This is a genomic window from Delftia sp. UME58 (assembly GCF_014170385.1).
Classification (GTDB): domain Bacteria; phylum Pseudomonadota; class Gammaproteobacteria; order Burkholderiales; family Burkholderiaceae_C; genus Comamonas; species Comamonas acidovorans.
Genome location: NZ_LZZV01000071.1, coordinates 43,912 through 67,248 on the forward strand (window position 1 = coordinate 43,912; position 23,337 = coordinate 67,248).

Consider the following 23,337-nt stretch of genomic DNA (forward strand, 5'->3'; position numbering starts at 1 on the left):
GGGAATTCGAGACAGCGGCTGGACGCACCGTTGCCATACTAGGCACTCCTTACCCACTGCCGCCCCTGCCGCCCCTGCCGCACCCGGCGCCCCGAATGCAAGACACCCGAGACGCGCTCGAACAGCGCCAGATTCCCATCTACTTCGCCGCCGTGGCCCTGGCCGCGGCCGCCGCCTGGGCGCTGCCCGGCACGGGCGTGCCGGAGCGTGCCATCAACCCCGCGCTGGCGTTGATGCTCTATGTGACCTTCTTGCAGGTGCCCGTGGCCGAGCTGCGGCGCGCCTTCGGCCAGGTGCGCTTCCTGGCTGCGCTGATGGCGGCCAACTTCATCGTGGTGCCGTTGCTGGTCTGGGCCCTGCTGCAGTTCCTGCCCGCCGCCCCCCTGCTGCGCCTGGGCGCGCTGCTGGTGATGCTGGCGCCCTGCATCGACTACGTGGTCACCTTCTCCCACCTGGGGCGCGCCGACGCGCGCCTGCTGCTGGCGGCCACGCCGGCCCTGCTGATCGCGCAGATGCTGGCCCTGCCCGGCTATCTGGGCCTGTTCCTGGGTGACGATGCGGCGCGGCTGGTCCAGGCCGGGCCTTTCCTGCACGCCTTTGTCTGGCTGATCGCCGTGCCGCTGGCCCTGGCCGCCGCCACCCAGCTGTGGGCCGCCCGCAGCCGTCGCGCGGCCAGCGCCTCGGCATGGCTGGGCCTGCTGCCCGTGCCGGCCACGGCGCTGGTGCTGTTCGTGGTGATCGCCTCCGTGCTGCCCCAGCTGGGCCCGGCCACGCACGCGGCCTGGAGCGTGGTGCCCGTCTACGCGGCCTTCGCGGTGGCAGCGCCCGTACTGGGCTGGCTGGTGGCGCGCGCCTTCCGGCTCCCGGCAGCCTCGGGCCGCGCCGTCGCGTTCAGCGCGGGCACGCGCAATTCGCTGGTCGTGCTGCCGCTGGCCCTGGCCGTGCCTGGCGCCATTCCCGTGCTGCCGGCCGTCATCGTCACGCAGACGCTGGTGGAGCTGCTGGCCGAACTGGCCTATGTGCGCGTGATTGCGCTGTGGGGCCGGGACCCGCCAGCCGGCCAGTGATCAGGCCCACAGCCGCCCCGCATTGGATAGTAGGAACAGCAGCAGCCCCACGGCACCGCCGACCACGGTGCCGTTGATGCGGATGTACTGCAGGTCCTTGCCGATGTGCAGCTCGATCAGCTCGGACAGCTCGCGCGCATCCCAGCGCCGCACGGTATCGGCAATGTGCTGGGCCAGGAACTGCGAGACATCGGGCGCCAGCGCCTGGGCCCAGCGCTTGAGGCGCTCGTTCATGGAACTGCGCAGCGCCTCGTCGTGCGCCAGCGACTGGCCCAGCCAGCGGCCCATGGCGGCGGTCTTGCGCGCCACCTGCGAATGCTCGTTGGCCAGGTCCGCCTGCAGCTTGGCGCGCAGTCCCAGCCACAGCGCCCGCAGGTAGCCGGCCAGCTTCTCGTCGTGCAGCAGGTAGTGGCGCAGCCGCTCGGCGCGCTCGGACATGGCAGGGTCGGACTGCAGCCGTGTGACCAGCCGGTCCACGGAGGCGTCGAAGGCCTTGCGCATGTGGTGTTCTGGATTGCTGGCAATGTCCTGCAGCAGGCTGTCGAGCGCGCCCGCAATGGCGCTGGCGCCCTTGTCGCTGAGCCAGTCCGTGGGCAGCATCTTTTCCTTGAGCGGATGCTCGCGCTTGAGCCACAGCACGATGGTCTGGGCGATCAGCACATGGGTCTCGGCCTCGCGCAGCACGCCGCTGACGCGGGCCAGCACATCGTCCAGCACGGCCTGGTGGCGGCCGTCCTTGGTCAGGCCCGACAACAGATCCGCCGCCGCGCGGGGCAGGTCCACTTGGGCCAGCAAGGCCTTGAATGCCTGGGTCAGGAACCGCTCCACCTGCCGGTCCTGCACCATCTCCAGCGCCGCCAGCGCCAGCCGCGCCACCTGCCGCCCCAGCAGGGCGCTGTTGGCAGGCGTGGTCAGCCAGCCGGCCAGCACGCGCGCAGGATCATGGCGCTCGATCAGCGCCACCAGCGAAGGCCCGTCCAGGAACTTGTCGCGCACGAAATTCGCCAGGTTCTCGCCGATGCGGTCCTTGTTGCGCGGAATGATGGCCGTGTGGCGCCCGACCAGGGGCAGCGGAATGCGCCGGAACAGCGCCGACACCGCAAACCAGTCGGCCAGCGCGCCGACCAGCGAGGCCTCGGTCACGGCCTTGATGCAGGCCAGCCACAGCGGCACCTGCTGCCAGTGCCCCGCCGCCACGGACGAGGCCACGAAGCCCAGCGCCACGAACAGCAGCAGCGCCAGCGGCAGGCGCTTGGCCGACTTCAGTGTTTGACGTTGCTCTGGCGACAGCATGGAGCGCAGCATACGACGCCCGTCCGCCATCCGCATGACGATGCCTGCCGCCAAAGCCTGTCAGCCAGCGCCTGCCTGCGAATTGCGCTGACAATACCGGCTTTCTTCAGAACCCTCTTGCGAGAACAAGACCATGACCGACGCCAACGCACCCGCCGATCGCCCCGCACTGCCCGACCACCTGTCCATCGACCCGCGCAGCCCGCACCATGTGGCCGCCGTGTTCGAGCACGACATCGGCATCCGCTTCAACGGCAACGAGCGCTTCGATGTGGAGGAATACTGCGTGAGCGAGGGATGGATCAAGGTGCCTGCCGGCAAGACGGTGGACCGCAAGGGAAGGCCCCTGCTGATCAAGCTCAAGGGCGCCGTGGAAGCCTTCTACCGCTGATTTCCTGCGCCTGTGCCGCCACAGGCTTGACCGGCCGGTCGCAAGGCCGGCCGCAGCCTCTTCAGGAATCAGCGGGCTTCAGCTCGCATCGGCCCGCGGCGCCGGCGGATTCCTGAACTTCTCCCGCAGCTCGGCGCAGTGGTCCTTGGCGGGCAGGGCATCCGTCTTCTGCAGCCAATCCACATCCGGCGCCTGCGCCACCGATGTCTCCCCCGCCTGCGCCACGGCCACCTTGGCGCCTGCGGCCTCGGGCAGCCAGCTGGGAATGCCCACGCCGCGCAGCACGTGGCCGCGCCCGGCCACCAGCAGCACGGTCTTGCCGGGCTTGACTGCGGCCCTGGCCACCTCGGCCATGCTGGCATCGCGGGCCAGCTGGATGCGGGCCATGGGCGGCAGCTGGGCGTCGGGCAGCAGGCCGCAGTGGCCTTCGCGGATGGCGTCGAGCTGGCGCTGCCAGCCCTCGGGCGGCAGGTGGGTGTCCAGATTCTCGTTGCGCATGGCCTGCTTCATGTCGGCGCGCGGCAGGTTGCCGCCCAGCACGGGCACGCCCGCGCGCACGGCGGCCATGACCACGCCGCGGTAGCGCGGCCAGGGCCAGGCCGCGTCCTGCCATTGCAGGGCCTGCTGCACCGCGTCCTCGGAGGCATCGCGCGGCAGGGACGCGGTGGAGCCGGTGCGCGGCGCCATCTCGATCACCAGCGCGGCCAGGCGCTCCTGTTTTGCCAACTGCTCCACCGTGGCCTGCTGCCAGGCCTGGTGGGCGACCGCATCGTGCTGCTCGCCCAGCAGCACGATGGGCGCGTCGGACCAGCGCTGCAACTGCTGCGTCCAGTCCCGCGCCGGGGCGGAGGAGCTGGCGCAGCCGGCAAGGGCTGCCGCCAGCAATGCGGCCGCAGCCAGGCCGGCGAGGCCGGGGTTGCGGATGAAGGGGCGGGGGATGGAGCGGACTTGCATGGCCCCATGCTAAACACTGGCCTCGCCCGGGGGCTCCATAGGCCCTGTGGGCATTGGGGGCAGCCGCAGGTGCCAGCCTTTGCGGCAATGGATGGCGCTTGATTCAGGTCAAGACGCGCCGGTGTGCAATGGCTACATTGCAGTCATGCATGGCAAGCCCTCGCTTTCGACCAAGCTGCTGCTCATGGGCGCGGCCTGCCTGCTCGCGGCCGTGGCATCGATCGGTTTCACGCTGTGGGTGGCCTGGCAGCTGGAGGGCGGCGCGGCGGCGGTGAACGAGGCCGGACGGCTGCGCATGAGCATGGTGCGCATGGCCATGGCGCGCCAGAACGAGGCGCCTGCGCAGTGGCAGGCGCGCGCACGGCAGTTCGACGTCAGCCTGGACCTGCTGCGCAGCGGCGACATGTCGCGGCCGCTGTTCGTGCCCTGGAGCGATGTGGTCAGCGCGCGCTACGAGCGCATACGCGGCGACTGGAGTGCGCTGCGCACGCAGTGGCAGGCCGAGGACCATGTGGATGCGCAAGCCATCATGGGCAGCGCCGACGCCTTCGTGCGCGAGGTGGACGGTTTCGTCGAGGCCATCGAGGACCGGCTCTCGCGCTGGACGGCCATCCTGCACCTGTTCCAGATGTGCCTGATGGCGCTGGCCATCATCGCGGCCGTGAGTTTCATGGCCACCAGCTACTGGCTGGTGCTGCATCCCGTGGGCCAGCTGCGCTCGGCGCTGGAGCGCATGCGCCGCGGACACCTGGACACGCGCATGCGCGTGGAGGTGGATGACGAGTTCGGCCAGCTGGCCGCCGGCTTCAACCTCATGGCCCAGTCGCTGCAAAGCTCGCACGCCGAGCTGGAAGACAAGGTGCGCGAGAAGACCGCCAGCCTCAACGTGCAGCACCAGCAGCTGCAGGCGCTGTACGCGGTCAGCGTGCAGGCGTCGGAGGCCGCCAGCCTCCAGGCCCTGGCCGAAGGCTTTGTGCGCCAGGTCCGCCTGGCGGCCCAGGCCGATGCGGCCACGGTGCGCTGGTCCGACGAGGCCAACGAGCGCTACGTGCTGCTGGCCGGCGACGGCCTGCCCCAGTCCATGTCGGTGCAGGAGCACTGCCTGCACACGGGAGCCTGCCTGTGCGGCCAGCCGCGCGAGCAGGCGCGGTTGCGCGTGATCCCCATCACGCCGGCCAGCGACCTGCAGCTGCCGCACTGCCGCGAGGCCGGCTTCCGGACCGTGGTCAGCATCCCCGTGCAACTGCAGCAGCGCCTGCTGGGCGAGGTCAACCTGTTCTTTCGCTCCACCGTGGTGCTCACGGATGGCATGCGCGACCTGCTGTCCGCCATGGCGCGCCACCTGGCCAGCGCCATGGAAAGCCTGCGCGCCACGGCGCTGGAGCGCGAGGCCGCCGTGGCCGAGGAGCGCGGCCTGATCGCACGCGAGCTGCATGACTCCATTGCCCAGTCGCTGGCCTTTCTCAAGATACAGACCCAGCTGCTGCGCGACGCCGTGGCCAAGGGCCGCGACGAGGCGCGCGACCGCAGCCTGGACGAACTGGAAGTCGGCGTGCGCGAATGCTATGCCGACGTGCGCGAGCTGCTCGTGCATTTCCGCACGCGCACCAGCGCCGAGGACATCGAGGCCGCGCTGCGCGCCACGCTGTCCAAGTTCGAGCACCAGACGGGCATCGCCACCTCGCTGACCATGTCGGGCCAGGGCCTGCCGCTGGCGCCCGACGTGCAGATCCAGGTGCTGCACATGGTGCAGGAGGCGCTGTCCAACGTGCGCAAGCACGCGGGTGCCAGGCATGTGCAGCTGCGCGTCGGACGCCACCCCTGGCGCTTCGAGGTCTGCGACGACGGCTGCGGCTTCATCCCCGCCGACGTTGCGCCGGACTCGCTGCATGTGGGCCTGGGCATCATGCGCGAGCGCGCCTTGCTGGCGCAGGCGCTGGTCCATGTGCACTCCCGCCCCGGCGAGGGCACGCGCGTGCTGATCGAGCTGCCTCCTTCGGCCTCGGCCGGTGCCTCCGTGCCGCCGCCCGCGCAGGCCCTTCCCTTGAACACCCAGTAGGCCGCCGCCCCATGTCCTTCGCCAGCCCCATCTCCGTCTTCGTCATCGACGACCACACGCTGTTCCGCCGCGGCCTGATCGCCCTCATCGCCCAGGACGCAGGCCTGCGCGTGGTCGGCGAGGCCGGCGACGCGGGCGAGGCCCTGCGCCTGGTGCCCGCGCTGGCGCCCCAGGTCATCCTGCTGGACAACCACTTGCCCGGCGTGCTGGGCGTCGATGCCATCGCGGGCCTGCGCGCGGCCTCGCCGGGCAGCCGTGTCGTCATGCTCACCGTGAGCGAGGACGGCCAGGACCTGGCGGCCGCGCTGCGCAACGGCGCCCAGGGCTATCTGCTCAAGACCATCGACGGCGACCTGCTGTCCGAGGCCCTGCGCCGCGCCGCACGCGGCGAGCCCGTGGTCAGCCCCGAGATGATGGGCAAGCTGGTGGCAGCCTTCCAGTCCCAGGGCGCGCCCGAGCCCCAGGCGCCCGAGCCGGACGAGGTCCCGGCCTCGCCGCTGTCCCCGCGCGAGGAAGAGGTGCTGGTCCAGATCGCCCGCGGCGCCAGCAACAAGGAAATCGCCCGCACGCTGGACATTGCCGAGACCACGGTCAAGATCCACGTCCAGCACATCCTGCGCAAGCTCGGCCTGAGTTCGCGCGTGCAGGCGGCGGTGTATGCGTCGGAGCGGCAGCGGGATTAGCGGCCTACGCTGTGGCTGAAGCCCAACCATCCCCCGCACACCGCAGCGCCCACACCCACGCCAGCGCGGCTGCCACGGTCAGCCCGGTGAGCATGGCTGCCGCGCCCATGGCGTCCAGCGCCACGCCGGCCGCAAGCGGCACCAGCATGCGGCTGGCGGCGAACAGGCTGGCCTGCAGGCCGTAGTCGAAGGCCTGCCAGCGTGGGCGGGCGAATTGCATCATCAGGCCGAAGACGCAGGCCGAGGAGGCTCCCATGGCTGCTGCCACGCAGGCCACGGCCGCGACCAGGCCCGGGGCCGGGGCGCCGGCTGCGATGACGGTCGCCAGCAGCGCCAGCGCCGCCACGTTGCAGCCCGCATACAGGGGCAGGGCGCGCCGGGTGCCCAGGCGGCGCGTGAGCTGGGGCGAGGCCGCGCCCGCCAGCGCGGCCACCACGCCGCCGCCCATGCCGGCCAGCAGGGCGGCCTGGGCGGGCGCGAAGCCGTGGTCCAGCATCAGCGGCTTCAGGTAGAACCAGGCCGCGCCGATGAAGGGGAAGTAGCTGACCAGCACCAGGGTCCAGCGCCAGGCGCCGGGCTGGGCGCCGTAGCCCCGCACCATGGCGGCCAAGCCCGCTTCAGCAGTTGGCAGCGGCCGCGGCGATGGTGCGTCCTCGGGCTCATGGCGCACCACCCAGGCCAGCAGCAGGGCGCCCAGGACCAGCGCGCCGGCGAGGCAGAGGAAGGGCGCGCGCCAGCCCCATTTCGCCTGCATGAGCAGCATCATCCCGCCGCCCACGATGGCGCCCAGCGACAGCGCCGCCGAGCGCACGCCCCCGGCGCGCATGCGCTCGGATGCTGGCAGCAGGCGGATGGCCAGGGCGCTGACGGGAATGTCGGCCCAGGTGGCGGCCAGCGCGGCCGCGAAGGCCAGGCCGAACAGCCACAGGCGCTCGGCCAGCAACTGCTGCCAGCCCAGGGCCAGCAGCACGGCTGCATAGGCCAGGCACAGGGCCAGCGCCCAGGCGCGGTAGCGCGGCTGGCCGTTCGCGCTGCGCGCTTCCACGGGCGCGGCCAGCGCGAACTTGATCAGCGCGGGCAGCCCCGCCAGCTGGAACAGGCCGATGGCCGTGCCCGACCAGCCATGCTGGCGCATGACCAGGGGCAGGCCCAGCCAGAGGTAGACGCTGGGCGCCGTGAGCGCCAGGTGCAGCCAGCCGAAAAGTGCCTGGAGCAGCCAGACCGGGCGAGGGCGGGCGGTGCTCATTGTGCTGCCTTGCGCGCCACGAGCACGGCCAGCGGCGCCATCGGAAACTCGCGCGACTCGATGCGTTCGATGCGCTCGAAACCCGCCTGCGCCAGCAGCGCCTGCAGCTCGCCGCGCCGGGTCACGCTGCGGCCCAGCAGGCGCATGGGCAGGTAGTAGGGCAGGGTGCGCAGGGCGGCTTCGGGCGTCTCATCCACCTCGGCATGGGCGCAGACGAAGACGCCGCCGGGCGCCAGCGCGTCGAACACCTTGGCCACCACGGCCACCGCATCGGGCACGAAGTGCAGCACGGACGAGCACCAGACCAGGTCGTAGCCGCTGCCTATGCCGTCCGTGGCCAGGTTGCCGCCCAGCGCGGTGAAGCGGTCGGACAGGCGGGACTGCCGGGCGTTGTCCGCCGCCACGGCCACGGCCTCGGGCCAGTCGAAAACGCTGGCCTGTAGTGCGGGCTGCTGGCGCAGCAGGGCCAGCGCGATCCAGCCGGGGCCGCCGCCCAGGTCCAGCATGCGGCGCGCGGCGCCTGCCTCGGGAACCTGCTGCAGCAGGTTCAGCGCAGCAGGCACGCTGACGGCACGCTGCTCCTGGCCGATCTGGGCGCGCGCGGCGGCGGCCCAGCCTTCGGCATTGCCCGTGGCCAAGGGGGCGCTGCAGGCCGAGCCGTCCCCGGCAGGGCCGTGCTCGACCAGGCCGCGCAGCAGCGTGGCGGAGTGGCGCAGCGAGCGCAGGCGGAACAGCCAGGCCGCGCCGCAGGACTCGGGCGATGCGCTGTGCAGGTAGCGCAGCGCATCGGTGGCCAGCAGGTAGCTCACGGGCTCGTGCTGGCCGCGCCGCAGGAGGCCCATGCTCCACAGCAATTCCAGCCAGTGGGAGGTATTGGCCTCGTTCCAGCCCTGGGCCTGGGCCAGCTCGGCCGGCGTCTGGGGCGTGGCCAGCCGGTCCAGAGCGCCCGATTCGAGCGCCAGCACCAGGGCCTCGGCCTGGACCTGGGCGGCGGCCAGGTCCCACAGCGGTTGCAGGGCGTGAGAGGGGGTGTGGGTAGGGGATTCACGGCGGGGGGTATTCATCGGAAGGTCCTTTTCACGAAAGGGAGTCACATGCGCCAGGTCAGCCGCACGCCCAATTCGCGCGGCGGGCTGTAGACCACGACCTGGCCATTCAGGTAGCCCACGGCGTCGTAGCGGCGGTTGGCGGCATTGCGCAGGTAGGCGGCGATTTCCCAGGACCCCTGGGCATAGCCGGCCGACAGGTTGAGCAGCCCGTAGCCGGGGCGGCGGTAGGCGTTGGCGGCGTCCAGGTAGACCTTGCCCGTGCCCTGCACGGCGGCCTGCGCCCACCAGCGGCCGGGCGCGTCGTAGCGCAGGGCCACATGGGCCGTCATGTCGGGCGCAAACGGGTTGCGGTGGCCGTCGTAGACGGCGGCGCCGTCGCGGAAGCTGCCGAAGCGCGTGCGGTTCAGGCCCAGGGCTGTCTGCAATTGCCAGCCGCCGCCGAACACATAGTCGAGCTCGAAGTCCGCACCCGTGGAGCGCGCCCGCGCCGCATTGGTGATGTAGACCACGCCCGGCAGGCCCATCTGCTGTACCTGCATGTCGCGCACCTGCTGGGTGTAGACCGAGGCTGCGTAGCGCAGGCGCTGCCCCAGCAGCCGGCCCTTGGCGCCGATCTCCCAGGCGCGCACGGTCTCTGGCTCGTAGGCCGCATAGCCCATGGCCGGAGAGAACACGTTGAAGCCGCCCGCGCGGTAGCCATCGCTGAGGCTGGTGTAGACCTGGCCCTGGGGCGACCACTGGTATTGCAGCGAGAGCTTGGGGCTCAAGCGCGACCAGTCGTCGCTGCGCGCCGCCGCGCCCACGGGGGCCAGTTCCACGCGGTTGCGCTCCACGCGCGCGCCGGCCGCCAGCGTCCAGCGCTCGGACAGCGGGACGGTCCAGTGCGTGAACAGCGCCGCCGTGCTGCCCTTGAGTCCGGCCGTGGGCCGCATCAGCGCGGTGGGCAGCTTTTGCTCGTAGCGCAGGTCATGGTCGTCGCGGTCCAGGTACAGGCCGGCCAGCCAGCGCGCGTTCCACAGGCCTGCGGCCTCGCCCTCCAGGCGCAGTTCCTGCGAGGTCGTGGCCAGGCGGTAGTCGCGCCGCACGTGGAGCAGGTCGGCGTGCTGGAAGTCCGTGTCCTGCAGCACGCGGTCGTCGAAGACATTGCGTGCGGTGATGGAGCGCAGCCGCAGCCCCGAGGCAAAGCGGTGCGATACATCAAGCGACAGCGTCTGCCCGCGCGAGCGGTTCCAGCTGTCCGTGCCCGAGTTCACCGTGGCGCGCGGCGCGGCAATGCTGCCCCATTGCGCGGCGCCGTCGTCCCAGCGCTGCTGGGCGTAGCGCAGCGTGGCTTCGGTCTCGGCCGTGGGCGTCCAGCGCAAGGCCAGGCGGCCGCTGGCGCGCTCGCGGTCGTCCACGCGGGCGCCACTGCCCTGCTGGCGAATGAACCCGTCCTGCGCGCGCCACTCGCCCGACAGGCCGATGTAGAGCTGGCCCGGCACCAGGGTGCGGCCCAGCTCGAAGCTGCCCGCGCGCTGGCCGTGGTTGCCGGCTTCGGCGCTGATCGACGCATGGGGAATGTCGCCGGGCTGGCGCGTGACGATGCTGACCACGCCCGCTTCGGCATTGCGGCCGTACAGCGTCGATTGGGGGCCGCGCAGCACCTCCACGCGGTCCACGCCCTGCAGGTTGTGCTCGAAGCCCTGGGCCATCAGCGTGGGCACGCCATCGACCAGCAGCAGCGTGGACGAGGAGAACGACACGAAGTTGGCCGTCAGCCCGCGCATCACGGGCGGCTGCACGCCCGACTGGCCGAAGGCCTGGAAGCTGAAGCCCGGCACCTGGGCGGACAGCGCGTCCAGCCCGCGCACGCCGGCCGCCTCCAGCGCCGCGCCATCGAAGACGGAGACGCTGGCGGGCACGGCGTCCAGGCTCTCGGCCTGCTTGTTCACCGTGACCGTGATCTCGGGCAGGGTGGCTTCGGGCGCCTGGCCCTGGGCCGCCACCGTGAATGGGGCCAGGGCCAGCGCGGCTGGCCAGCGAAGGGGGAATGTCATGGCTTTCTCGTCCTCTCCAAAGGGCATCTCTGTGGTTTTCGATGCTATGGAGGATGAGAATGGATATCATTTGAAAACGTATGCGCGACGGAACATTTCCTATGCGAAGCGCGCATCCGTTCCTCTCACATGACCTCCCGCATCCCTTCCTCGCTTGCCTTGCCCCAGCCCTGTGCGCCGGGCTGGACGCGGCATGCCCTGCCCGCCGAGCTGGGCGACTGCCATGCGGAGCGCTTCACGCTGGGCGACGGCATCGTGCTGGCGCGCTCGCACTACTGCCCGCTGCGCGACCTGGTGGAGGAAAGCGTGCAGGCCGATGCCTCGGACCAGGGCCGCACCCTGGTCATCACGCTGGGGCTGGCCGGGCAATCGGGCTTTGTGGCGCGCACGGGCGCGGCGCTGCGCTTCGGCGCGGGGCAGACCACGCTGGCAGTCTTTCGCGGCAGCCAGGGCGAGCGCCGCTATGCGGCCGGCCAGACCGTGCGCCAGCTGCGCCTGCTGCTGTCGGGCGCGGCGCTGGACCGCTATCTGGGGCCCGAACTCTCACAGCGCCTGACCCGGGTGGACGGCGCGGCCCGTGTACGGGCCTTGGACCACCGCGCCAGCCTGCCGGCCAGCCTGGCGCTGGCGCGGCGCCTGGCCCAGCCGCCCGGGCACCAGCCCACCGATGCGCTGGACCGCCACATCGCCATGCTGAGCCTGGCCGCGCTGGAGCTGCGCCACCTGGCGCCTGCGCCGCAGCCGGCCAAGGCGGCACTGCGCTGGTCGGCCGACGAACTGGCCCGGCTGGAGCAGGCGCGCGAACTGCTATCCACCCAGATGGACCGCGCGCTGACCCTGGCCTACCTGAGCGCCGCCGTGGGCCTGGGCGAGCACCGGCTCAAGCAGGGCTTTCGCGCCGTCTTCGGCACCACACCCCAGGCCCTTCTGCTGGAGCTGCGCATGCGCCGCGCCTGGGCGCTGCTGGAGACCGGCTGCCAGGTCGCCCAGGCCGGCTGGCAGGTGGGCTATGCCCATCCGTCGAACTTCAGTGCGGCATTTGCGCGGTTCTACGGGCGCAGCCCGAAGTCCGTTTTTGGCCGCCGCTCCTGATCTGCGTCAAGCCTTTTTGCCCTCGATAGTTCTTTGGAACTAGGCCTGCCTGCGCGCTCCTAGTTCTTCCGCCTTGTCCGAGCGTACGGCTGGCGGATGTGCGGCGCGGCCCTCGCGCGGGACCATGGAAGCCATAGCCCCCACGAGGAAAACAAAATGGCAAACACAGCGCCCACCGCACAGGGCGACCCCCGAAAGAGCACCAGCACAGGCACACGCCACGACCGCCAGGCCTGGTCGGTCCTGGCCGTCAGCACCCTGGCCTTCACCGTCTGCTTCATGGTCTGGATGATGTTCGGCATCATCGGCATCCCCATCAAGAAGATGCTGGACCTGAACGCCACGCAGTTCGGCCTGCTCACGGCCATGCCCGTGCTCACGGGCTCGCTGGTGCGCGTGCCGCTGGGCATCTGGACCGACCGCTTCGGCGGGCGCATCGTGATGGCGGTGCTGATGGCCGTCACCGTGCCTGCGATCTGGGTGATGGGCTATGCCACCGAGTACTGGCACTTCCTGACCATCGGCCTGTTCGTGGGCCTGGCGGGCGGCTCGTTCTCGGTGGGCACGCCCTATGTGGCGCGCTGGTTTCCCAAGGAGCGCCAGGGCATGGCCATGGGCATCTACGGCGCGGGCAACTCGGGCGCGGCGGTCAACAAGTTCGTGGCGCCGGTGATCCTGGTAGCCTTCGGCTGGGCCGCCGTGCCGCATGCCTATGCGGCCATCATGCTGGGCGCGCTGGTGCTGTTCTGGCTGTTCAGCCACAGCGACCCGGCCCACCTGGTGCCCAGCAACGTGCGCTTCAGCGACCAGTTGAAGGCGCTCAAGGACCCGCGCGTGCTCAAGTACTGCCAGTACTACAGCATCGTCTTCGGCGGCTATGTGGCGCTGAGCCTGTGGATGGTGCAGTACTACGTGGGCGAGTACGGGCTGGACATCCGCGTGGCGGCCCTGCTGGCGGCCTGCTTTTCGCTGCCGGGCGGCGTGCTGCGCGCCATCGGCGGCTGGCTGTCGGACAAGTACGGCGCGCACAGCGTGACCTGGTGGGTGCTGTGGGTGTGCTGGATCTGCCTGTTCCTGCTGTCCTATCCGCAGACGGATTTCACGGTGCTCACCACCGAGGGCAGCACCCGCTTTCACCTGGGCCTGAACGTCTATGCCTTCACCGCGCTGATGTTCGTGCTGGGCATTGCCATGGCCTTCGGCAAGGCCAGCGTCTTCAAGTACATCAGCGACGACTACCCCGGAAACATCGGCGCCATCAGCGGCATCGTGGGCCTGGCCGGCGGCATGGGCGGCTTCATCCTGCCCATCCTGTTCGGCGTGCTGCTGGACTGGACGGGCATCCGCTCCAGCGCCTTCATGCTGCTGTACGGCGTGGTCTGGGTGTCGCTGATCTGGATGTATTTCACCGAGGTGCGCCGCACCGACGTGCTCAACAGCCACGGCGGCCACAGCGATGTGCAGCCGGCCGCGCGCTGAACCGCAGGAGTTGCACATGCATGCGAACACCAAGGCCGCCGCAAAGGCCTCCGCGCGCAGCCGCCCCGGCAGCGTGCTGACCCTCTGGCGCCCCGAGGACAGGCAGTTCTGGGAGCGCGAGGGCGAGGCCATCGCCAGGATCAACCTCTGGATCTCGGTGCCCGCCCTGTTCCTGGCCTTTGCCATCTGGCAGGTCTGGAGCGTGGTGGCCGTGAACCTGCCCGCGCTGGGCTTCACCTACTCCACCAACCAGCTGTTCTGGCTGGCGGCCGCGCCCGCTCTGTCGGGCGCCACGCTGCGCATCTTCTATTCCTTCATGGTGCCGCTGATGGGCGGGCGCCGGTGGACGGCGCTGTCCACGGCCTCGCTGCTGATCCCGGCCATCGGCATCGGCTACGCCGTGCAGGACTCCAGCACCGGCTATCCGACCATGCTGATCCTGGCCCTGCTGTGCGGCCTGGGCGGGGGCAACTTCAGCTCCAGCATGGCCAACATCAGCTTCTTCTTTCCCAAGGAGCGCAAGGGCTCGGCCCTGGGCGTGAACGCGGGCCTGGGCAACCTGGGCGTGTCGGTGGTGCAGTTCCTGAGCCCGCTGGTGATCACGGCCGGCATCTTCGGCGTCTTCGGCGGCGATGCGCAGACCATCACCAAGGCCGGCGAGACCACCCGGGTCTGGGCGCAGAACGCGGCCTTCATCTGGGTGCCGTGGATCGCCATCGCCTCGCTGGCCGCCTGGTTCGGCATGAACGACATCGCCGACGCCAAGGCCAGCTTCGCGGCCCAGGCCGCCATCTTCCGGCGCAAGCACAACTGGGTGATGTGCCTGCTGTACCTGGGCACCTTCGGCTCGTTCATCGGCTTTGCCGCCGGCTTTCCGCTGCTGATCAAGAGCCAGTTCCCGGCCGTCAATCCGCTGGCCTATGCCTGGCTGGGCCCGCTGCTGGGCGCGCTGTCGCGGCCCTTCGGCGGCTGGCTGGCCGACAAGGCGGGCGGCGCGCGCGTGACGTTCTGGAACTTCCTCGTCATGGCCGTGGCCGTGGTGGGCGTGCTGTATTTCCTGCCCAAGGGCAGCGGCGGCTACGCGCTGGGCTTCGGCCCTGCCGAGGGCAGCTTCATGGGCTTCTTCCTGATGTTCCTGGTGCTGTTCCTGACCACGGGCATCGGCAACGGATCGACCTTCAGCATGATCCCGGCGATTTTCCTGGCCCTCAAGCAGCGCGAACTGGGCGCCCATCCCAGCGAGGAAGCGCAGGCCCATGCCCTCAAGGAGGGCAATACCGAAGGCGCGGCCGCCCTGGGCTTTGCGGGCGCGCTGGGAGCCTACGGCGGCTTCTTCATCCCCAAGAGCTACGGCAGCTCCATCGCCGCCACGGGCGGGCCCGAGCTGGCGCTGTGGGTGTTTGCCGCCTTCTATGTGCTGTGCGTGGGCGTGACCTGGTGGTACTACGCGCGCAGGAATGCCGAGATGCCCTGCTGAGACCCGGGCCGCAGGCACTACAGCACCGAACAGCAACGCACCGCAACGAACAACAAGGAGTCCCGCGATGAGCCATTTTCTGGACAAGCTTTCCTACTTCTCCCTGCCCCGGCAGGAATTCTCCAACGGCCATGGCCAGGTGACGGGCGAGGACCGCACCTGGGAAGATGCCTACCGCGACCGCTGGGCGCATGACAAGGTGGTGCGCTCCACGCACGGCGTGAACTGCACGGGCTCGTGCTCGTGGAAGATCTACGTCAAGGGCGGCATCGTGACCTGGGAGACCCAGCAGACCGACTACCCGCGCACGCGCGCCGACCTGCCCAACCACGAGCCGCGCGGCTGCGCGCGCGGCGCCAGCTACAGCTGGTACCTGTACAGCGCCAACCGCGTCAAGTACCCCATGGTGCGCGGCCGGCTGCTCAAGCACTGGCGTGCCGCCCTGGCCGTGGCCAGGAGCCCGGTCGATGCCTGGGCCGCCATCGTCGAGAACGCGGATGCGCGCAGCGAGTGGCAAAAGCAGCGCGGCCTGGGCGGCTTCGTGCGCAGCAGCTGGGACGAGGTCAACCGCATGATCGCGGCGGCCAACGTCTACACCATCAAGAAGCACGGGCCGGACCGCATCATCGGCTTCTCGCCGATTCCGGCCATGTCCATGATCTCGTATGCCGCAGGCAGCCGCTACCTGAGCCTGATCGGCGGCGTGTGCATGAGCTTCTACGACTGGTACTGCGACCTGCCGCCGGCCAGCCCCCAGACCTGGGGCGAGCAGACCGACGTGCCCGAGAGCGCCGACTGGTACAACTCCAACTTCATCATCGCCTGGGGCTCCAACGTGCCCCAGACGCGCACCCCCGACGCCCACTTCTTCACCGAGGTCCGCTACAAGGGCGCCAAGGTGGTGGCCGTCACGCCCGACTACTCCGAGGTCGCCAAGCTGGCCGACCTGTGGATGCACCCCAAGCAGGGCACGGATGCCGCCGTGGCCATGGCCATGGGCCACGTCATCCTCAAGGAGTTCTACTTCGGCGAGCGCGGCCGCCCGGCCTATTTCGAGGACTATGCGCGCCGCTACACCGACCTGCCGCTGCTGATCCGCCTCAAGCGCCAGCAACTGCCCGACGGCCGCACGGCCCTGGTGCCCGAGCGCTATGTGCGCGCCAGCGACTTCGACGGCCACCTGGGCCAGGACAGCAACCCCGAATGGAAGACCGTGGCCTACGGCGAGGACGGCGGCGTGGCCCTGCCCAACGGCTCCATCGGCTTTCGCTGGGGCGAGGCCGGCCGCGCCGACGAGGGCCTGTGGAACCTCGAATCCAAGGAGGCGCGCACGGGCAACGACGTGCAGCTCAAGCTCTCGGTGCTGGACGGCCAGGGCGTGGACAGTGAAGTGGCCGACGTGGCCTTCCCCTACTTCGGCGGCCTGCAGTCGCCGGGCTTCGACGCCAACGAGCAGGGCACGGATGTGCTGCTGCGCCGCGTGCCCGTCTCGCGCATGGTGCTGGACGGCGAGGAGGCCATCGTGGCCACCGTGTTCGACCTGCTGGCGGGCAACTACGGCATCCACCGCGGCCTGGACGGCGAGGGCGCTGATGGCGGCTATGACGCCGATGCGCCCTACACCCCGGCCTGGCAGGAAAAGATCACCGGCGTGCCGCGTGACCAGGTGATCGCCATTGCGCGCCAGTTCGCCGACAACGCCGAGAAGACGCGCGGCAAGTCCATGGTCATCATCGGCGCGGCCATGAACCACTGGTACCACTGCGACATGAACTACCGCGGCATCATCAACATGCTGATGCTGTGCGGCTGCATAGGCCAGAGCGGCGGCGGCTGGGCGCACTACGTGGGCCAGGAAAAGCTGCGCCCGCAGACCGGCTGGACCGCGCTGGCCTTTGCGCTGGACTGGCTGCGCCCGCCGCGCCAGATGAACTCCACCAGCTTCTTCTACGCCCACACCGACCAGTGGCGCTACGAGAAGCTGGGCGTGGAAGAGGTGCTGTCCCCGCTGGCCGACCGCAGCCAGTACGGCGGCGCCATGATCGACTACAACGTGCGCGCCGAGCGCATGGGCTGGCTGCCCAGCGCGCCGCAGCTGCAGGCCAACCCGCTGCAGCTGGTGCGCGACGCCCAGGCCCAGGGCCTGGACGTGAAGGACCACGTGGTGCAGTCCCTGCAGGACGGCTCGCTGTCCATGAGCTGCGAGGACCCCGACCACCCGGCCAACTGGCCGCGCAACATGTTCGTGTGGCGCTCCAACATCCTGGGCAGCTCGGGCAAGGGCCATGAGTATTTCCTCAAGCACCTGCTGGGCACCACCCATGGCGTGCAAGGAAAAGACCTAGGCCACGATGAAGCCAAGCCGCAGGAAGTGCGCTGGCACGACAAGGCGCCCGAAGGCAAGCTGGACCTGCTGGTCACGCTGGACTTCCGCATGAGCACCACCTGCCTGTACTCGGACATCGTCCTGCCCACGGCCACCTGGTACGAGAAGAATGACCTCAACACCAGCGACATGCACCCCTTCATCCATCCGCTGTCGGCGGCCGTGGACCCGGCCTGGCAGGCCAGGAGCGACTGGGAGATCTACAAGGGCTTCGCCAAGTCCTTCAGCGAGGTCTGCGTGGGCCACCTGGGTGTTGAAAAGGACGTGGTGCTCACGCCGCTGATGCACGACACCCCCGCCGAGCTGGCCCAGCCCGATGGCGTGCGCGACTGGAAGAAGGGCGAGTGCGCCCTGATCCCCGGCAAGACCGCGCCGCAGATTGCCGTGGTCGAGCGCGACTATCCCAACCTCTACAAGCGCTTCACGGCCCTGGGCCCGCTGATGGACAGGCTGGGCAACGGCGGCAAGGGCATCGGCTGGAACACCCAGACCGAGGTGGAGCAGCTGGGCGAGCTCAACGGCCTGGTGCGCGAGGAAGGCGTGAGCCAGGGCCGCCCGCGCATCGTCACCGACATCGACGCCACCGAGGTGGTGATGATGCTGGCGCCCGAGACCAACGGCCACGTGGCCGTCAAGGCCTGGGAGGCGCTGTCGAAGCAGACGGGGCGCGAGCACGCCCACCTGGCCCTGCACCGCGAGGACGAGAAGATCCGCTTTCGCGACATCCAGGCCCAGCCGCGCAAGATCATCAGCTCGCCCACCTGGTCGGGCCTGGAAAGCGAGAAGGTCAGCTACAACGCCTGCTACACCAACGTGCATGAGCTGATCCCATGGCGCACCCTCACCGGCCGCCAGCAGTTCTACCAGGACCATCCGTGGATGCGCGACTTCGGCGAAGGTTTCGTCAGCTACCGCCCGCCCGTGCACATGAAGGCGCTGCAGGAAGTGCAGGGCCAAAAGCCCAACGGCCATCCCGAGATCGCGCTGAACTTCATCACGCCGCACCAGAAGTGGGGCATCCACTCCACCTATGGCGACAACCTGATGATGCTCACGCTGGCGCGTGGCGGCCCCATCGTCTGGCTCAGCGAGGACGACGCCAAGAGCGCCGGCATCGCCGACAACGACTGGGTGGAGCTGTACAACGCCAACGGCGCCATCGCGGCGCGGGCCGTGGTCAGCCAGCGCGTCAAGCCGGGCATGGTGATGATGTACCACGCGCAGGAGAAGACCATCAACACGCCGGGCTCGGAGATCACCGGCACGCGCGGCGGCATCCACAACTCGGTCACGCGCATCGTGCTCAAGCCCACCCACATGATCGGCGGCTACGCGCAGTACAGCTACGGCTTCAACTACTACGGAACCATCGGCACCAACCGTGACGAGTTCGTCCTGGTCCGAAAGATGCGCCGCATAGATTGGCTTGACGACGAAGCCGAGGCCGGCGCAGCCGCCCATGCCTGAACAACAAGGAGAAACACGATGAAAATCCGCGCACAGATCGGCATGGTGCTGAACCTGGACAAGTGCATCGGCTGCCACACCTGCTCCGTCACCTGCAAGAACGTCTGGACCAGCCGCCCCGGCGTCGAATACGCCTGGTTCAACAACGTCGAGACCAAGCCCGGCATCGGCTACCCGCGCGAGTGGGAAAACCAGGCCAAGTGGAACGGCGGCTGGATGCGCCGCACGGACGGCTCCATCGCGCCCCGCCAGGGCGGCAAGTGGAGCCTGTTGATGCGCATCTTCGCCAACCCCAACCTGCCCCAGATCGACGACTATTACGAACCCTTCACCTACGACTACGAGCACCTGCAGTCGGCCAGGGAAAGCAAGGCCGCGCCCACGGCGCGCGCGCGCAGCCTGATCTCGGGCCAGCGCATGGAGAAGATCGAATGGGGTCCGAACTGGGAGGAAATCCTGGGCGGCGAATTCAGCAAGCGCAGCCATGACGTGAACTTCGAGCAGATCCAGAAGGACATCTACGGCCAGTTCGAGAACACCTTCATGATGTACCTGCCGCGCCTGTGCGAGCACTGCCTGAACCCGGCCTGCGTGGCGTCCTGCCCCTCGGGCTCGATCTACAAGCGCGAGGAGGACGGCATCGTCCTCATCGACCAGGACAAGTGCCGCGGCTGGCGCATGTGCGTCTCGGGCTGCCCCTACAAGAAGATCTACTACAACTGGCAAAGCGGCAAGGCCGAAAAATGCATCTTCTGCTACCCGCGCATCGAGGCCGGCCAGCCCACCGTCTGCTCCGAAACCTGCGTGGGCCGCATCCGCTACCTGGGCGTGCTGCTGTACGACGCCGACCGCATCGAGGAAGCGGCCAGCGTGGAGCGCGACCGCGACCTCTACCAGGCGCAGCTGGACATCTTCCTGGACCCCAACGACCCCGAGGTCATCCGCCAGGCCCGCATCGACGGCATCCCCGACGCCTGGATCGAGGCCGCCCAGTCCAGCCCCGTCTACAAGATGGCCGTGGACTGGAAGGTGGCCCTGCCGCTGCACCCCGAGTACCGCACCCTGCCCATGGTCTGGTATGTGCCGCCGCTGTCGCCCATCACCTCGGCGGCGAACGCCGGGCACATAGGTCGCAGCACCATCAATGGCGACCTGCCCGATGTCTCGCAACTGCGCATCCCCGTGCAGTACCTGGCCAACCTGCTCACCGCCGGCGACACCACGCCCGTGGTGCGCGCGCTGGAGCGCATGCTGGCCATGCGCGCCTACCAGCGCAGCAAGCACGTGGACCAGGAACAGAACCTGGCCGTGCTCCAGTACGCGGGACTGACGGTGCACGAGGTCGAGGACATGTACCAGACCATGGCGATCGCCAACTACGAGGACCGCTTCGTCATCCCCTCGGCCCACCGCGAATACGCCGAAAGCGCGTTCGATTTGCGCGGCGGCTGCGGCTTCTCGTTCGGCAACGGCTGCTCCGACGGCAGCACCGACACCAGCCTGTTCGGCGGCAAGAAGCCGCGCACCATCCCCATCCGCGCGCAAATGTGAGGACTGCCGCCATGTTCAATCACAACACCTCCACCCCCGTGCGCCTGACGCTGCGCGCACTGGCCTGCCTCATCGGCTACCCCGGCGCCGAGCTGCGCGCCCTGCTGCCGGGCCTGATCGACGCCCTGCGCCTGGAGCAATCCGTGGCGCCCGCGCGGCTGCGCGAGTTGCAGCAGCTGGCCGAGCAACTGCAGGCCATGGACCCCTTCGAGGCCGAGGCCCGCTACGTGGACACCTTCGATCGGGGCCACCAGACCTCGCTGCACCTGTTCGAGCATGTGCACGGCGACTCGGCCGACCGGGGCCCGGCGCTGATCGACCTGCAGCAGACCTACGAGCACGCGGGCCTGGCCTTCGAGGCCGACGAGCTGCCCGACCACCTGGCCGTGGTGCTGGAGTTCGCCTCCACCCAGCCGCCGGCCATCGCCCGTGAATTCCTGGGCGAGATGGCCCACATCCTCAACGCCCTGTTCACGGCGCTGGCGCGGCGCGACAGTCCCTACGCCAGCGTGATCGCGGCCGTACTGGAGATCACCGGCCACAGGGCCGAGCGCGTGGAAATCCGCCCCGAGCCCGCCATGGACGAGGCCTGGGCCGAACCCGCCGCCTTCGACGGCTGCAGCAGCCAGGGCAAATCCCGTCCCGGCGCCGAGCAGCCCGTGCATTTCGTGCGCCGCACTGCGGCGCCCCAAGCCCAAGGACCCCGCCAAAGGAGCCTGACATGACCCCCTCCTGGATAGACCACCTGCTGTTCGGCCTCTACCCCTACATCTGCCTGGCCGTGTTCTTCATAGCCAGCTGGCTGCGCTTCGACCGCGACCAGTACACCTGGAAGAGCGACTCATCGCAGCTGCTGCGCAGCGGCAGCCTGCGCTGGGGCAGCAACCTGTTCCACATCGGCGTGCTGTTCCTGTTCTTCGGCCACACCGTGGGCATGCTCACGCCGCACTTCGTCTACGAGCCCTTCATGGCCGCAGGCGCCAAGCAACTGCTGGCCATGGTCAGCGGCGGCATCGCGGGCACGCTGGGCTTCATCGGCCTCACCATCTTGCTGCACCGCCGGCTGTCGGACGTGCGCATCCGCGCCAACTCCAGGTTCAGCGACATCGCCATCCTCTGGCTGCTGTGGCTGCAGCTGCTGCTGGGCCTGGCCACCATCCCGCTGTCTGCAAAGCACATGGACGGCTCCATGATGATGGCCCTGGCCGAATGGGCGCAGCGCATCGTCACCTTCCGTGGCGGCGCGGCCGAACTGCTGGCCGAGGCCGGCTGGGTGTTCAAGGCCCACATGTTCCTGGGCATGAGCATCTTCCTGGTCTTTCCGTTCACGCGCCTGGTCCACGTCTGGAGCGGCTTCGGCACCCTGGCCTACCTGCTGCGCCCCTACCAGCTGGTGCGCTCGCGCCGCCTGGGCCTGCCTGCATCGTCGGCACGCCGTGACGCCAAGCCCGGCCATTGAGGAGATCGACATGGAACATGGATGCAACGGATCGGGCGGCGGCCACTGCGGCTGCGCGTCTTCAACCCCTTCTTCTTCTTCTACTTCTTCTGCCCCGATGGGGGATCTCCCGGCGATTCCCGAAGTGCCGGCCTTCCAGCCCGTGGGCGAGGCCGGTGCCGAGGTGGCCCGCATCAACAACACGCCGCTGCACGCACCCGGACAGCGCCCGCCCGAGCGCGAACTGCGCCAGCGCGCCTGCACCGAGCTGCTGCGCCAGGCGGCCCAGCGCGAAGGCCTGCTGGGCGCCGATGATGCGGCCGGCGACGACGGCGTCATCAGCGAGCGCGCCTCCCAGGCCATAGAGCAGCTGCTGGAGCAATCGCTGCACCTGCCCGAGCCCGGCGAGGATGCCTGCCGCCGCCACTTCGATGCCAACCCCGCGCGCTTCGCCCAGGGCGAGCGCGTGCGCCTGCGCCACGTGCTGTTTGCCGTCACGCCCGGCGTGGACGTGCGTGCCCTCACCCAGCGGGCCGAGGCCCTGCTGATCGAGCTGCGCTGCGCCGACGACGGCGGCCTGCGCTTTGCCGAGGCTGCGCGCCAATGGTCCAACTGCCCCAGCGGCCAGCATGGCGGCGAACTGGGCTGGCTGGGCCGCAGCGACTGCGCGCCCGAATTCGCGCGCGATGTCTTTGCCTCGCAGGAAATCGGCGTGCTGCCGCGCCTGGTGCACAGCCGCTTCGGCCTGCATGTGGTCGAGGTCTGCGCGCGCGAGGCGGGCGTTCTGCCCGACTGGCAGCAGGCACGCCCGGCCGTCGCCCAGGCCCTGCACCAGCAGACCTGGGTGAGCGCGCTCCACCAGTACCTGCAACTGCTGGCCGGCCAGTGCGAGGTGGTGGGCGTGCGCATCGCTGCGGCCGACTCGCCGCTGGTGCAATAGCCGGGGAAGTGCCCATGCCCGACGATGAACTGCTGCTGCGCCTGCGGCGCTTCCACGAGCACGCCTTCCCGCAGTACCGCGCGCAGTTCCGCACCCTGGTCGAAGAGGGCCAGCATCCGACCACGCTGTTCATCGGCTGCTCGGACTCGCGCCTCGTGCCCTACCTGCTCACGGGGGCGCCGCCGGGCGAGCTGTTCCTGGTGCGCAACGTGGGCGCCTTCGTGCCGCCGTACGACGGATCGCACGGCCACCACGGCACGGCGGCGGCCATCGAATTCGCCGTGCTCAACCTGCAGGTCAGCCGCATCGTGGTCTGCGGCCACAGCCACTGCGGAGCCATCAAGGCCCTGTATGGAGAAGTCTCGCCCGAGGCGCGCAACCTGCAGCGCTGGCTGGACCTGGGCCGCGAGGCCGTGCTGCCCGTGCAGGCCGGCCCCGAGGCGCTGCGCCGCACCGAGCAGCGCGCCGTCGTGCTGCAGCTCGAACGCTTGATGGACTATCCCATGGTGAGATCGCGGGTAGAGACGCACCAGCTCAGCCTGCACGGCTGGCACTATGTCATCGAGGACGGCGAAGTCCACGTCTTCGATGTCCAGACCGGCCGCTTTGTTGCGGCATCTCAAGCTCCGCACAGCGGCACCGGGCCGTACCCGCCCTACGTGGAGCATGATGGACAAGTGCTTGTCGACTGAGGCCCGAGCAAGTGCCAGGGACGGCGGCAGGCAAGTC

General features: G+C 69.7%; 18 protein-coding genes. 13 read left to right on the forward strand and 5 right to left on the reverse strand.

From position 1 onward, the window contains the following. Positions 1-95 precede the first annotated feature (95 nt). Complete coding sequence (locus tag A9976_RS18965; protein WP_183020286.1) at positions 96-1,067, forward strand: arsenic resistance protein; 972 nt, start codon at positions 96-98, stop codon at positions 1,065-1,067. Here A9976_RS18965 and A9976_RS18970 read toward each other — a convergent pair whose 3' ends face one another. Further along, entirely contained in the window at positions 1,068-2,372 is a 1,305-nt protein-coding gene (locus tag A9976_RS18970; RefSeq protein WP_183020287.1) for a DUF445 domain-containing protein, read from the reverse strand. 121 nt (positions 2,373-2,493) lie between these two features. Between A9976_RS18970 and A9976_RS18975 the strand changes: the two genes are divergently transcribed. Then, positions 2,494-2,751 carry a DUF3297 family protein gene (locus A9976_RS18975; protein WP_012203034.1) on the forward strand — a complete coding sequence of 86 codons (258 nt, stop codon included), beginning with the start codon at positions 2,494-2,496 and terminating at the stop codon, positions 2,749-2,751. Positions 2,752-2,829: 78 nt separating this feature from the next. Here the strand turns inward: A9976_RS18975 and A9976_RS18980 are convergent, their stop codons facing one another. After that, positions 2,830-3,705 carry a ChaN family lipoprotein gene (locus A9976_RS18980; protein ID WP_183020288.1) on the reverse strand — a complete coding sequence of 292 codons (876 nt, stop codon included), beginning with the start codon at positions 3,703-3,705 and terminating at the stop codon, positions 2,830-2,832. Between the two features lie 145 nt (positions 3,706-3,850). Between A9976_RS18980 and A9976_RS18985 the strand changes: the two genes are divergently transcribed. Both A9976_RS18985 and A9976_RS18990 read left to right on the forward strand, forming a co-directional pair. Then, positions 3,851-5,764, forward strand: a complete 1,914-nt coding sequence (locus A9976_RS18985) for a type IV pili methyl-accepting chemotaxis transducer N-terminal domain-containing protein (RefSeq protein WP_183020289.1) — start codon at positions 3,851-3,853, stop codon at positions 5,762-5,764. A gap of 11 nt (positions 5,765-5,775) precedes the next feature. After that, positions 5,776-6,447 carry a response regulator gene (locus A9976_RS18990; protein ID WP_183020290.1) on the forward strand — a complete coding sequence of 224 codons (672 nt, stop codon included), beginning with the start codon at positions 5,776-5,778 and terminating at the stop codon, positions 6,445-6,447. A gap of 4 nt (positions 6,448-6,451) precedes the next feature. Here the strand turns inward: A9976_RS18990 and A9976_RS18995 are convergent, their stop codons facing one another. The 3 genes from A9976_RS18995 to A9976_RS19005 are packed head-to-tail and all read right to left on the reverse strand — an operon-like array spanning position 6,452 to position 10,778. Next, a complete protein-coding gene (locus tag A9976_RS18995) occupies positions 6,452-7,693 on the reverse strand; it encodes an MFS transporter (RefSeq protein ID WP_183020291.1) in 1,242 nt (413 codons plus the stop codon). Then, on the reverse strand, positions 7,690-8,757 hold the full coding sequence (locus tag A9976_RS19000; RefSeq protein ID WP_183020292.1) for a trans-aconitate 2-methyltransferase: 1,068 nt from the start codon (positions 8,755-8,757) through the stop codon (positions 7,690-7,692). Before A9976_RS19000 ends, A9976_RS18995 begins: the two co-directional genes overlap by 4 nt. 26 nt (positions 8,758-8,783) lie before the next feature. Further along, complete coding sequence (locus A9976_RS19005; RefSeq protein WP_183020293.1) at positions 8,784-10,778, reverse strand: TonB-dependent receptor; 1,995 nt, start codon at positions 10,776-10,778, stop codon at positions 8,784-8,786. A gap of 129 nt (positions 10,779-10,907) precedes the next feature. Between A9976_RS19005 and A9976_RS19010 the strand changes: the two genes are divergently transcribed. The 9 genes from A9976_RS19010 to A9976_RS19050 all read left to right on the forward strand — a co-directional run bounded on the left by A9976_RS19010 (position 10,908) and on the right by A9976_RS19050 (position 23,300). Continuing rightward, complete coding sequence (locus A9976_RS19010; protein ID WP_183020294.1) at positions 10,908-11,870, forward strand: helix-turn-helix transcriptional regulator; 963 nt, start codon at positions 10,908-10,910, stop codon at positions 11,868-11,870. A gap of 156 nt (positions 11,871-12,026) precedes the next feature. Then, on the forward strand, positions 12,027-13,349 hold the full coding sequence (locus tag A9976_RS19015) for a nitrate/nitrite transporter (protein WP_012203038.1): 1,323 nt from the start codon (positions 12,027-12,029) through the stop codon (positions 13,347-13,349). Positions 13,350-13,365: 16 nt separating this feature from the next. Continuing rightward, the gene (locus A9976_RS19020) at positions 13,366-14,826 is read left to right on the forward strand and encodes an MFS transporter (RefSeq protein ID WP_183020295.1); all 1,461 of its coding nucleotides are present in this window, start codon (positions 13,366-13,368) and stop codon (positions 14,824-14,826) included. A gap of 67 nt (positions 14,827-14,893) precedes the next feature. Beyond that, complete coding sequence (locus A9976_RS19025) at positions 14,894-18,679, forward strand: nitrate reductase subunit alpha (RefSeq protein WP_183020296.1); 3,786 nt, start codon at positions 14,894-14,896, stop codon at positions 18,677-18,679. An 18-nt stretch (positions 18,680-18,697) separates the two neighbouring features. Next, positions 18,698-20,230 carry a nitrate reductase subunit beta gene (narH, locus tag A9976_RS19030; protein WP_183020297.1) on the forward strand — a complete coding sequence of 511 codons (1,533 nt, stop codon included), beginning with the start codon at positions 18,698-18,700 and terminating at the stop codon, positions 20,228-20,230. A gap of 11 nt (positions 20,231-20,241) precedes the next feature. After that, entirely contained in the window at positions 20,242-20,955 is a 714-nt protein-coding gene (gene narJ / locus A9976_RS19035) for a nitrate reductase molybdenum cofactor assembly chaperone (RefSeq protein WP_183020298.1), read from the forward strand. Then, positions 20,952-21,689, forward strand: coding sequence for a respiratory nitrate reductase subunit gamma (gene narI, locus A9976_RS19040; RefSeq protein WP_183020299.1), 738 nt, complete (start codon positions 20,952-20,954; stop codon positions 21,687-21,689). The genes narJ and narI overlap by 4 nt, the downstream gene beginning before the upstream one ends. 97 nt (positions 21,690-21,786) lie before the next feature. Beyond that, positions 21,787-22,608 carry a peptidylprolyl isomerase gene (locus A9976_RS19045; protein ID WP_183020300.1) on the forward strand — a complete coding sequence of 274 codons (822 nt, stop codon included), beginning with the start codon at positions 21,787-21,789 and terminating at the stop codon, positions 22,606-22,608. Between the two features lie 14 nt (positions 22,609-22,622). Continuing rightward, the gene (locus tag A9976_RS19050; protein WP_183020301.1) at positions 22,623-23,300 is read left to right on the forward strand and encodes a carbonic anhydrase; all 678 of its coding nucleotides are present in this window, start codon (positions 22,623-22,625) and stop codon (positions 23,298-23,300) included. The last annotated feature ends 37 nt before the right edge of the window (positions 23,301-23,337 follow it).

What these genes read in the sequence shown, in the direction of transcription:
- A9976_RS18995 (WP_183020291.1), bottom strand. Translation starts at nt 7,693, where the DNA reads ATGAGCACCGCCCGCCCTCGCCCGGTCTGGCTGCTCCAGGCACTTTTC.
- A9976_RS19015 (WP_012203038.1), top strand. Translation starts at nt 12,027, where the DNA reads ATGGCAAACACAGCGCCCACCGCACAGGGCGACCCCCGAAAGAGCACC.
- A9976_RS19005 (WP_183020293.1), bottom strand. Translation starts at nt 10,778, where the DNA reads ATGACATTCCCCCTTCGCTGGCCAGCCGCGCTGGCCCTGGCCCCATTC.
- A9976_RS18990 (WP_183020290.1), top strand. Translation starts at nt 5,776, where the DNA reads ATGTCCTTCGCCAGCCCCATCTCCGTCTTCGTCATCGACGACCACACG.
- narI (WP_183020299.1), top strand. Translation starts at nt 20,952, where the DNA reads ATGACCCCCTCCTGGATAGACCACCTGCTGTTCGGCCTCTACCCCTAC.
- narJ (WP_183020298.1), top strand. Translation starts at nt 20,242, where the DNA reads ATGTTCAATCACAACACCTCCACCCCCGTGCGCCTGACGCTGCGCGCA.
- A9976_RS19000 (WP_183020292.1), bottom strand. Translation starts at nt 8,757, where the DNA reads ATGAATACCCCCCGCCGTGAATCCCCTACCCACACCCCCTCTCACGCC.
- A9976_RS18985 (WP_183020289.1), top strand. Translation starts at nt 3,851, where the DNA reads ATGCATGGCAAGCCCTCGCTTTCGACCAAGCTGCTGCTCATGGGCGCG.
- A9976_RS19050 (WP_183020301.1), top strand. Translation starts at nt 22,623, where the DNA reads ATGCCCGACGATGAACTGCTGCTGCGCCTGCGGCGCTTCCACGAGCAC.
- A9976_RS18980 (WP_183020288.1), bottom strand. Translation starts at nt 3,705, where the DNA reads ATGCAAGTCCGCTCCATCCCCCGCCCCTTCATCCGCAACCCCGGCCTC.
- A9976_RS18975 (WP_012203034.1), top strand. Translation starts at nt 2,494, where the DNA reads ATGACCGACGCCAACGCACCCGCCGATCGCCCCGCACTGCCCGACCAC.
- A9976_RS19020 (WP_183020295.1), top strand. Translation starts at nt 13,366, where the DNA reads ATGCATGCGAACACCAAGGCCGCCGCAAAGGCCTCCGCGCGCAGCCGC.
- A9976_RS19010 (WP_183020294.1), top strand. Translation starts at nt 10,908, where the DNA reads ATGACCTCCCGCATCCCTTCCTCGCTTGCCTTGCCCCAGCCCTGTGCG.
- A9976_RS19025 (WP_183020296.1), top strand. Translation starts at nt 14,894, where the DNA reads ATGAGCCATTTTCTGGACAAGCTTTCCTACTTCTCCCTGCCCCGGCAG.
- A9976_RS19045 (WP_183020300.1), top strand. Translation starts at nt 21,787, where the DNA reads ATGGGGGATCTCCCGGCGATTCCCGAAGTGCCGGCCTTCCAGCCCGTG.
- A9976_RS18970 (WP_183020287.1), bottom strand. Translation starts at nt 2,372, where the DNA reads ATGCTGCGCTCCATGCTGTCGCCAGAGCAACGTCAAACACTGAAGTCG.
- A9976_RS18965 (WP_183020286.1), top strand. Translation starts at nt 96, where the DNA reads ATGCAAGACACCCGAGACGCGCTCGAACAGCGCCAGATTCCCATCTAC.
- narH (WP_183020297.1), top strand. Translation starts at nt 18,698, where the DNA reads ATGAAAATCCGCGCACAGATCGGCATGGTGCTGAACCTGGACAAGTGC.